Origin of the sequence: Aeromonas sp. Prich7-2, assembly GCF_017939255.1 — a bacterium.
GTDB lineage: Bacteria > Pseudomonadota > Gammaproteobacteria > Enterobacterales > Aeromonadaceae > Aeromonas > Aeromonas caviae.
Map to the genome: position 1 here is coordinate 1 of NZ_JAGKRI010000073.1, position 9679 is coordinate 9679.

Below are 9679 nucleotides of genomic sequence, written 5' to 3' on the forward strand. Positions count from 1 at the left end.
CTGGTCCCCCGGGTCACCCCCGAGCTCGGCGCCCAAGGTGGCCACTGCCGGCGGTCAGGCAGGTGAACCGGTGCTGCAGGTGGCCCCCGGGCCGGTGCCGGGATCTGGTCCCCCGGGTCACCCCCGAGCTCGGCGCCCAAGGTGGCTACTGCCGGCCGCCGGGTGGGTGTTCCGGTGGGCCCCCGGCCGGCGCCGGGGGGCGGAGGGGCCTGGGTGGTGGTGGGGTTTTGTCGGTGTGCATGCTGAGTACGGGATCCCGGGTCGCCGCCGAGCTCGGCGCCCAGAATGGCCATTGCCGGCGGCCGGGCGGGTGATCCGGTGCTCCTCGGGCCGCCGACGAGCTCAGGGCCCAGGGTGGCCACTGCCGGTGGCCGGGCAGGTGAACCGGTGCTGCAGGTGGCCCCGGGCCGCCGCGGGTTCGGCGCCTAGGGTGGCCACCGGCGGTGGGTGGGTGATCCGGTGGGGAGGTGGACCTTCGGGCCGGCGCCGGGATCCGGTGCCCTGGGTCGTCGACGAGCTTGGGGCCCAGGGTGGCCACTGCCGGCCGCCGGGTGGGTGATCCGGTGGGCCCCCGGCCGGTGCCGGGGAGCGGAGGGGCCTGGGTGGTGGCGGGGTTTTGTCGGTGTGCATGCTGAGTAAGGGAGCCCGGGTCGCCGCCGAGCTCGGCGCCCAAGGTGGCCACCGGTGGCGGTACGGTGTCCAGCTGGCCGATGGCTGTGCCGGTACGCAGTGGGCCCCCGGGCCGGAGTGGGTTCGGTGTTATGGGAGGTCCGAGAGGTGAAGCGGGTCCGATGCGCAGTGGGGGCCCGCGGGTCGGTGCCGAGATCCGGTGCCCCGGGTCTCCGATGAGCTTGGCGCCTATGGTGGCTAACGGTGGTGGGTGGGTGATCCGGTTCTGCAGGTGGCCCCGGGCCCTCGGGCCGGGGCCGGGATCTGGTACCCTGGGTCACCGCCGAGCTCGGCGACCAGGGTGGCCACCGGTGGCGGAGCCGGTACGCAGTGGGCCCCCGGGCCGGCACCGGGATCTGGTGCCCCGGGTCGCCGCTGAGCTCGGGGCCCTGGGTGGTCAGCGGCGGCGGGCGGGTGATCTGGTGCCCTCATGGTCCCGTTTTTCCTCTTACTCAGAATCGAGTGACTTGACCAGGGAGCGGGACGGGCACCACATTTGTTTTCCCGCTGATGCCCCGGTTGTCCGCTCCACGACCCAGCCCTCACCTTCTCGCTCAATAAGGCGGACGGTATTGCCGCTCTTGGCAAAAATTCTCACATCACCCGTTTTCAGATCATCCATGGCCATCACAAACTTCCCTTTACTTGCTGATCTCTCGAACCCGCGCTTCCATGTCGATTTTTCTCTATTATCCATTCAGGATCTTGTCCCATGTTTTTTGGCGCTTTGTGAGCTGATCGGCGATCTCTACTGTGGTTTTTCCGCTCCCCTTGCAAATTGAGCAGGTATCCAGCGAGAAACTACCTCGCTGTTCTGTAGTGGGGTTGAGAAACACCACTTCCTTTCCTCTACCCTTACAAGATGGGCATTCAACTTGGGCCATGCTGTGGTACTCCTTACATTCTGATCCCCGCCGATAAGTGCGATGGATAAGGCCGCACAATCACTGTGCGGCCTTCTAATCATTTCGCCATTATTCCAAGCAAGTACCCTGTAATGCCAGAGCTGATTATGGCTATCAGCCAGGGGGTGCATGAAACGACATTCAGTTTACTTTCCCTCACCTTCAATTCAGAGCGAGCTATGAATTCGAGTTCACTCCTCATCGCATCGAGAGTGGAACGATGCAAACGAATAAATCGTTCATTCTCTTCATCTAGTCGCCCTAGCATGACCCCGAAGCGTGTTGCTGCATCATGGATCTCTTGCCTCTCGCGGGACAGCCACCTTAATAGCGACTCAATCCTTCCAAACAGTTCATGGTTACGCTCCACCTCCCCTTGCAGGCGGCTGGCTGCTTGAATCGCTTCGTACACATCACCAAGCATTGATGCAAAGATTGCCTGGTAATGTTCTGCCGGCAACACGCCCCCCTTCAGCGATAGGGCCTCCGGTTGTCCGGGGGGAGTCATTAAGCAGCCCGCTTGAGACGCAAATCTCTCCAGACAACGTTGAGCTTTTCAAGGAGTGGAATACAGCACATACGAAGAGTGTGCATGGAAGTAAGCTCTTCTATCTTGCCGGTATCGAGCTCCCCCCCCTCGGCACGCGCCTTCATAACAAGCTCCTTCGCCTCACCCTTATAATCCCGAGTATCAGCAACCACAGTAGCGAGGCTCAGCCCTTGACGCGAGAGCATTTCAAACGCAGGGTTTTCTTCGACTGCCCACTTGAAGTCAGTTTCCACTTTGGTGTGCTTCTTCATGTATGACACGAAGCCCGAGAACTGCTCGAAGGAGAAGAATGTGGCCGGGATTTTGTTGAAAATAGGGCGAATCCGAGCCGGATCTACTCCAATTTCCAACAGTGTGTTGATGGTTTCTGCCGCCTCTTCCTGGCAACGCTTCTCCGGTGTGAGGGGGACAAAGTAGTAGTCGAACTCTTGGCAAGAGTTACTGAACTTGCGAAGTCCATCGATGAAGAACCGGACGTTGCTCATACCCACATCGATGATGGCTTCATCCTCTACCATGATGCAATTCATCAGATTAGAGAATTGGCCACCGTTCATTGTGGTTACGTCAACACCAAGTGCATCAGCTGCCTGGTTCATATCCTCAATCGAGAAGAGCTGTGCGGCGGGCATCATGGTTTTCAACCAGTGGGCAGACAGAACGGTTTTACCCACAAATCCTGTTTTAGATACTACAACGATTTTCATTATGTTATTCCTTAATATTCAGAGTGTTACCTTTCCAGCCCACACATCAACAACAGCCGGCGATTCCGCCTTATCGGTTGTGGAAGAAGGTTGTTGCTCGGCTACATGGCTACGCTGTACGGCGGCAGGAGCCTTAATGGGTTCGAGAGGGGCTTGTGGCATCGAATTACGGTTTGCCAATCCTTTCTGTCGACGTTTTACGAAGGCGTTAATTGCAGACCTTGTTATCTCAATGTTGTACTTCTCCTCTAGGTACTCACGGATCACCTCAAGCGAATGCTTTCCCCTCAGCTCCAGGATTTCGACTGTGTAGGGCTCGAGTTTCGATGCGCCTTTTCTGCTTGGTAACATAAGGTCCTCGCTAAGAGATGCTGTCTAAGTGCCAAGGGTAGGTTGCATTTGTGCTCATTTTTGCGCTTACCCGTTGTCAACGCTTTGCATCATAAACGAATCACATTTGATGCAAGTCGTATCACCGTTGAGCTACCTGCGTAGCGCCTTTGAACTACTGTCGTAGTCGCTTTGTATCACCCGTGGGTCGAAAAATGACCGTGTTTGGCCACGATGCTGATTTGCTGATGCAGCTATTTCTGCCGATTAATCATGCCGCTGATGAAAGAATGTGATCGGCTATCTGATGTGCATTTAGCTTTGGTTGGCCGGATATCGCTGAGGGAAGAACTAGCGCCTTCAGTTGCGCCTGGAGCCAAAAAATAGACAAACCCATAATTCCTGAATTATCATCCAAAAATCTAAAAACATGGAATTGAGGGGGATTGTTGAATGAGCAGTGTATTGGCAAGGCAGCAACGCCTGGTTGGCTTCGAAAAACTCCGCGGCCAAGCAAGAATGCTGTTGGGTTACATAGCCGATGTGAAGCAAGACCGCCGGGACACTTCCATTGAGGACGGGTATCAAAGTGCGGTTTACACAATGTACCAGGTGCAACGTTTACCTGAAATGACTCGAGCCAGGGTTGAAGGGGCTATCAAGGTGTTGCGGGAAGGTGGTCGAGAGTTCAGCCGGCTACCCGCAGAGAAAAACGCACTCCAACCACACACATTTTCTCATGCCGATGTTCGGGCGATTTATAAGGCTGCAGGTCAGCGTTCGTTTGCCGAGATCAAGTCCACTCTAGGCTCCGATACTCTCGCCAAGGTTGTTGCTTGCCTCAACCTCAAGGGAGGGGTCGGCAAAACCACATCGACTGTCACCATCGCGACCGGTTTGGTTCATCATCGCAACCTGATCCGCCATCAATTGCGGGTAGCGGTCATCGACATGGATCCTCAGGGGTCAACTTCCGTGGCTTTTGGATTCGCCGGGCTTGGTAAAGAGCCACAACATTCTGCAATCGAAGCCATTGCCACCAGGGCTACACCTGAAACGGTAAGGTCCTGGATGCTGCCTACTTCTAGCGATGGGCTATTTGTCATGCCAGCGGGAACTGCAGATGGATTCTTTTCACTGCAGGCATACCAACACGCCGCAGATACCGGCATCAACATGACCGAATTGCTGACAAAATATGTCATAGATCCGATTCGTGATCACTACGACCTCATCTTACTTGATGCGGGACCTCACCTTGATGCGGCCTTGATTAACACCTTGCAAGCGAGTGACAGCTTGTTTGTTGCTATTGGCCTCGACCCGCTGGAGTTTGACTCGAGCTTGAAATTCCTCGAGTCCATTCATGGGTTGTTGGCGAACATTCCCTCCCCAAACCTTGATCCCGCATCCGTGTGGCTTCTGGGCAGTAAATTTGACGGCACCAATCCACAGCATCTGGATAACTACATGATGCTCAAGAACCTTGAACCTGCGAAGTTGTTTGTCAACAGGATGGAGCAACTGAGGCCATTCTCTTCTGTCACTGAAGATGGCCGCACCGTATTCACCATCCAACCGAAACATTATGCAGGAGATACCAGGTCACTCAGACGCGCCCAGAACGTTGCGGAGAACGTTGTGGCTGAGTTTTTCTCTAACATTCTTGAGGTAGCAAACTGATGAATAAAAAGCGCACGCCAATGAGCGAAGGCCTAGCGGCCCACATTGCTACATCAGCAGCCGCGCAGTCCATATCAAGCGGTGTGTTCAGCATGCCTGAGGATGTGGCTGGGGGATTTCAGGATGCAGAAGAAGCATTGGCCAGTAAGATTCGTTCGACCGGTGCTTTCCGGGTTATACGCCTGAAAAGCGGGCGCCTCGTGCGGCTGACGTCTGTCTATATCCCCTCTGCACATGTTGAGGAGCTAACCTACATCCACGAAGCGAACATTCGCTCCAAGTCGGGAGTGACTGAAGATACTGTAGATGACCTGATCGGCTCAGTTCGCTCTGGTGGTGTCGTAATGGAGGTGTTGGCAGTACGAGGGGCAGATACCAGGTACGGGATATTTGACGGTCAGCGTCGCCGATACTGTGCGTTGTTGGCGGAAAAAGGCTTGCCCATAGCTTACACCGACGAAACAGAGGATCTGAGCATGGCTGAGCTACGCGAGCTCAGTCGAATTGCTAACCTCACTCGACCCAACTCGCTTTATGATAAAGGGCTGCATTATGCCCGGGTGATGAAAGATGAAGGGCTGGATGTACTCAAGGTAGCATCGTTATTCGGGGTGCATGAGTCAGAAGTCCGCGCTTCACAGTGGGCACTTGAGATTCCGCTGCCACTCTATGAACTGCTACCGGATGGAACTGGCACTGGACGCCCAACAATACTGAATCTGCGCAGAACCCTAAAGCTACTCACGAAGGGACAAGTTGAAGCCCTGATATTATGGGCCCAGGGTAAAGAACCATACCCCTCAGCACCGAAAGCACTGGCCGACATTGCCGCACAAGCTACAGAACTTGCGGGTGAAAAGCCGGAAAAGCGTACCAATGTGAATGTGATTGCCGGGATCGCGGTGAAGCAAAAAAAGGGTAATACTTTCGAGTTGACCCTACCAGACGAGATCTCCAGTCAGCAACTGTTCGATCTCCTTGCCATGCTCAAAATGTGAGGATCAAGCTGGGCATGGGAGCAACAGCATCAATAGGGTTTCACCAACATGCCAGAAAATAAAAACCGCCTGAAGGCGGTTTTTATTTGTTGTTGTGTTCATGGAATTCAGAGACTCTGCGGAGAGTATCCGAATGATGACCACACTTTTTCGTCAATGGGCATGGGGTCAACTGATAACCGGTGAACGTCGAAAAACGCTCCGTGGGAATCAAGGCCGCCATGCCGGAACATGTTCCACATGAGTTGGCCCACAACCCGGGCAGCCGTTGAGTTAACCCCGAAATCTTGTTTGGCGACGGCCTCCGCTGATGAGCAGCTCTTGGATAGGTCATCCACCATCACCTCATACTGCCCCGCAAACAAGTCGTAGGCTGTCGGCAACCCAGCCCCCCCTAAAACTACCTGCCCCGTCTTGTTATCGTTGCCAGCATCAATCCAGAGGCGGTTTGATTTGCTCAATGTTGCAAACTTCGACCCGAATTGTACACGAAAACTAGGCTTGTCCACTGCTGTGATAAATACGGTTGGACGGCGGCGATTAAGGAGTTCCTGACCCACCTCATAGTCTCCCCTAGCCTCCCAAGCGAAACCGTTATAGCAACGCTCCGCATCGACTAAGGCTTGTGCTTTGGGGAGCCCCAGGTCTGCCGCATGGAACCTCTGGCGACCTAAATTAGCTTCACGAACTGGAGAGCCATCATAGGCAGTCACACTGATACCGGGATGACCAAGACGGGTCAAGAGATCATGTAACATTGACAGCTCGCCCATGACAAAACTGCCAGTCCCTCCACACCCAATTAGCACAACATCCACTTCCTGAGACAAATACTCGATGGGGGTTTTCCACTTCATCGCCCTGCTCCTTTTCTCAACTTTCGCAATTATCCCCTTCTTTATCGTGATGCAACCTGTTCAATCCAATCACCGAGATAGCCTATTCTCGTCATCTGGGATGCAGTTATTGTTGGGATTACGCCGGTCTTTCTCCGCTCTACGTCCATCCCGACCCAAAACGCGGTTGGTGTAGAGCCATCGGCTACCGCTTGGGAGTTGTTACTGTGAGTTTTAAGTGCGTCGTACATGCAAGCCTCAATCTCCGGCAAGGTCGAGAAATCAATTTCTCGGGGCAACGTTGCACTTCCAAGGCAAAACCCTCCTCCGTGGTAGCAGTTGGGCATAGGAACATCGTAGACATGGTTCTCGGGTGTAGGGCGTTCGTCGGTGTCCAAAGCGGCTACAGATAGCCGTGCCGACCCTTTCTGGACATTGAACACTAGAGCTGGCCAAAGGATCTTGAAACCGCAACGCTCACCACCCACCTGTAACCATAACATCCCTTCCCGCGAGGGCTGATACCATGTAATCGCGCTTGGGCTACTGAGTAGCACGTTAGAGGGGATGAATTGGTAGTTGCCCTTCGTGTTACCCTGGGAGCGATCCAGAGAGCCTGTGAGGTCTGCCAACAGCTCATGAATAGTCTGCATTGACAGGGGTTCACCTAACCCGAGTTTGTCGTCAACGATGGCGTGTCGTGTAATGCCGGTTAGGTCTGCCATCTGCTCACTAGAGCTGGAAAATACGAGCGCAAGGCGGGGTAAAGTCTGTTTCTTCTGACAGGTATTATTTCTGACCACTTGCATGACCAGCTTCCTCTTTAACGTTGTTTCCTGCGACGTACACAGCGGCCATAATTGCAATGCTTCGCTGCCACGATTCCATGGCCATCAAAGTATCATCATTGATGTGGACGCAAACGCTAGAGGTACATAGATCCCCGTTCATGGCAAAGTCGTTGTGAGTGTTGTAGGCATCATCTGCAAGCTCCCTGCGCGGAAGTGCCTTTGTCTCAAAGGGGATTTTAAAGTCAATGGATATGTCAGACTCGTCTTGGTAGTCGAAAACCTCTTTCGAGACCCTATAGGTCGCCATTTCCCTTTCAATGATCGTCTGAGCCCCCAATAGGAAGGCACTCAGAGAGGTGTTATCTTCCACCTCGCGCAAGCGGCCAAACACAGCCGCAAGTCCCCCTTCAGCAGTTATCTCCTTTACTGACTGCTCGATTTCAGCCCAGCCAGCTTTCTGATGGCAATAATCAAAACAGCTCCACATGGCTGAGTATCCATCACCACCGAGTTCATCACTGGCATCATTTACCTTCATAAGAACAGATGTTGCCTCTGCTTTGCCACCGACCAGAAGCGCGAGTTTATCGAAAAAGTCGGGGGCTTCTGTTTCGAATCTGGGAGCTGAGTCTATCTTGGATAATTCACTTTCTGCCCGCTCCAGAACGCCGATGAACTCGTGAATTTGGGTGGCCTCCAAAGTCTCGGGTAACTCAAGATCGTAACACTCAGTCATCCAGTCGAGAGTGTATTCAAAGAAGGCATTGCTTGGGATGAACCCTACCAGTGGGAGTTGCGAGAACATGAGGTTTTGAAATGCTGCGAGGTAGTCGCTGGATACTGACGATGGAAATACCATGAATTCTAGATCTGAAAACAGCCGGAATCTTAATTGCTCGCTGGACTGACCGAACTCATTACCGTTTCGGTCGTTAACAAGGCCAAAACTAAAATCAAGAATCTGCTTACACGTTGAATAGCTATCGTCAAACTCTCCGGCCAATATTTCCCCACCCACGTTTATCAGTATCTCCCGCAGTTCGCGGGCACATGCCTCCCCTGCTCGCTCAGCTCGCGTAGATAGCTCTTGGCATACCACATGCGCAAGATCCTCAAAACGACTCAGGCGCTCTGCTAGAGTTTGTGCTGCCACCAAATAGGTCAGTTCCGTGGCCCCCCATCCGTTCTTGTGAGCCAACGTAACAACAGACTTCAACAGTGGTGCAATTTCCCCCAGAGAGTGAATAGATGATTGGAATCCATCTGTAGTCGAAAGCCCCGGTCTTGGTATCACAGCCCCACGCAGACGCAAGGATGGGGGTACTTGCAAACGTGCGCGATCCTGCCCTGTCAGCGAGGCCGGAACGCCCAACCGGATTGCAAATCCCGCTCGGTTGGTGCTCTCGCAACTTTCTGAGCAAACTGCACCCATTTCATTTTCTCCTTGGCAAATGCTTCTAGGTAATTTTGATCGGAAACTGGCTCTAACGGCTGTTCTGGTTCAGCCTCAATTACATCCAGCCATGCGGCTAGTTCATCATGAGTCGGCATGAAGGCACCTCCTATGCAGCCAGTATCTCTTAGATTGTTCAGACGCAAGATCAGCTCAAGCTCCCAAAAATACAGTGTATTTTTGTTGCTCTCTTGCGCCATCAATAACAAGTTGGAAACATAAATACACTGTATTTTTCGGCTGTCAGCTCACCGACGATAGCCCCCCATCAACTGTGATGGGTCACTCAAACCACCCCTAGAGGACTGATAGCTGGCGACTGAAATCTATGCACCAAAATGATAAAACCGCCTTGCGGCGGTTTTTGATCCCCTCCCCCCTCCAACATCTAACCGTTGGTTTTAACTGGGGGTATTAGAAATTCGTATTGCAATGTATTCCCAACCAGAAGGCCATCTGTCTCGTACAAGGTTGTCCAGCGCACCTGTGGGTAGGTGGCTGATAGGATCTGTTGTGCCGTTTCGAGTGGCAGGCCAGGAACAGGGTCATCTACGATAGCAGAGCCAATTTTAAAGGTTCGACGCAGTAAGTTGATGGTTTGCATATGGACTCCCCTTAGATACCCAAAGAGGACAAAATGTCTTGGTCAAAAAGTGCTTGGGTATCAACCTTCTCCTGAACTGCCCCTGCCCCTGCCCCTGCCCCTGCCCCTGCCCCTGCCCCTGCCCCTGCCCCTGCCCCTGCCCCTGCCCCTGCC

Annotated in this window: 12 protein-coding genes; 2 read left to right on the forward strand and 10 right to left on the reverse strand. The window is 53.7% G+C overall.

Annotated features, from left to right (window positions below; genetic code table 11):
- Positions 1 to 1117: 1117 nt before the first annotated feature.
- The 5 genes from J9892_RS13555 to J9892_RS13575 form a co-directional block, all read right to left on the reverse strand.
- Entirely contained in the window at positions 1118 to 1366 is a 249-nt protein-coding gene (locus J9892_RS13555; RefSeq protein WP_210538478.1) for a hypothetical protein, read from the reverse strand.
- Entirely contained in the window at positions 1359 to 1553 is a 195-nt protein-coding gene (locus J9892_RS13560) for a hypothetical protein (RefSeq protein ID WP_210538479.1), read from the reverse strand. Before J9892_RS13560 ends, J9892_RS13555 begins: the two co-directional genes overlap by 8 nt.
- A 79-nt stretch (positions 1554 to 1632) precedes the next feature.
- Positions 1633 to 2034, reverse strand: coding sequence for a hypothetical protein (locus J9892_RS13565; RefSeq protein ID WP_210538480.1), 402 nt, complete (start codon positions 2032 to 2034; stop codon positions 1633 to 1635).
- 47 nt (positions 2035 to 2081) lie between these two features.
- Positions 2082 to 2831, reverse strand: coding sequence for a hypothetical protein (locus J9892_RS13570; protein ID WP_210538481.1), 750 nt, complete (start codon positions 2829 to 2831; stop codon positions 2082 to 2084).
- A gap of 18 nt (positions 2832 to 2849) precedes the next feature.
- Entirely contained in the window at positions 2850 to 3182 is a 333-nt protein-coding gene (locus J9892_RS13575; protein WP_210538482.1) for a hypothetical protein, read from the reverse strand.
- Between the two features lie 432 nt (positions 3183 to 3614).
- Here J9892_RS13575 and J9892_RS13580 point away from each other — a divergent pair, with 432 nt between their 5' ends.
- Together J9892_RS13580 and J9892_RS13585 are read left to right on the forward strand one after the other, a co-directional pair.
- Positions 3615 to 4844: a ParA family protein gene (locus tag J9892_RS13580; protein ID WP_210538483.1), complete on the forward strand. Its 1230-nt coding sequence runs from the start codon at positions 3615 to 3617 to the stop codon at positions 4842 to 4844.
- Positions 4844 to 5842, forward strand: coding sequence for a ParB N-terminal domain-containing protein (locus J9892_RS13585; protein WP_210538484.1), 999 nt, complete (start codon positions 4844 to 4846; stop codon positions 5840 to 5842). Before J9892_RS13580 ends, J9892_RS13585 begins: the two co-directional genes overlap by 1 nt.
- Positions 5843 to 5949: 107 nt before the next feature.
- Here J9892_RS13585 and J9892_RS13590 read toward each other — a convergent pair whose 3' ends face one another.
- From J9892_RS13590 to J9892_RS13610, 5 genes are all read right to left on the reverse strand, one after another.
- Positions 5950 to 6699, reverse strand: coding sequence for a PRTRC system ThiF family protein (locus J9892_RS13590; protein WP_210538485.1), 750 nt, complete (start codon positions 6697 to 6699; stop codon positions 5950 to 5952).
- Between the two features lie 41 nt (positions 6700 to 6740).
- Entirely contained in the window at positions 6741 to 7487 is a 747-nt protein-coding gene (locus tag J9892_RS13595; RefSeq protein ID WP_210538486.1) for a hypothetical protein, read from the reverse strand.
- Positions 7468 to 8685: a hypothetical protein gene (locus J9892_RS13600; RefSeq protein WP_210538487.1), complete on the reverse strand. Its 1218-nt coding sequence runs from the start codon at positions 8683 to 8685 to the stop codon at positions 7468 to 7470. The genes J9892_RS13595 and J9892_RS13600 overlap by 20 nt, the downstream gene beginning before the upstream one ends.
- A 134-nt stretch (positions 8686 to 8819) precedes the next feature.
- Positions 8820 to 9131, reverse strand: coding sequence for a hypothetical protein (locus tag J9892_RS13605; RefSeq protein ID WP_210538488.1), 312 nt, complete (start codon positions 9129 to 9131; stop codon positions 8820 to 8822).
- A 179-nt stretch (positions 9132 to 9310) separates the two neighbouring features.
- On the reverse strand, positions 9311 to 9526 hold the full coding sequence (locus J9892_RS13610) for a hypothetical protein (protein WP_210538489.1): 216 nt from the start codon (positions 9524 to 9526) through the stop codon (positions 9311 to 9313).
- Positions 9527 to 9679 lie beyond the last annotated feature (153 nt).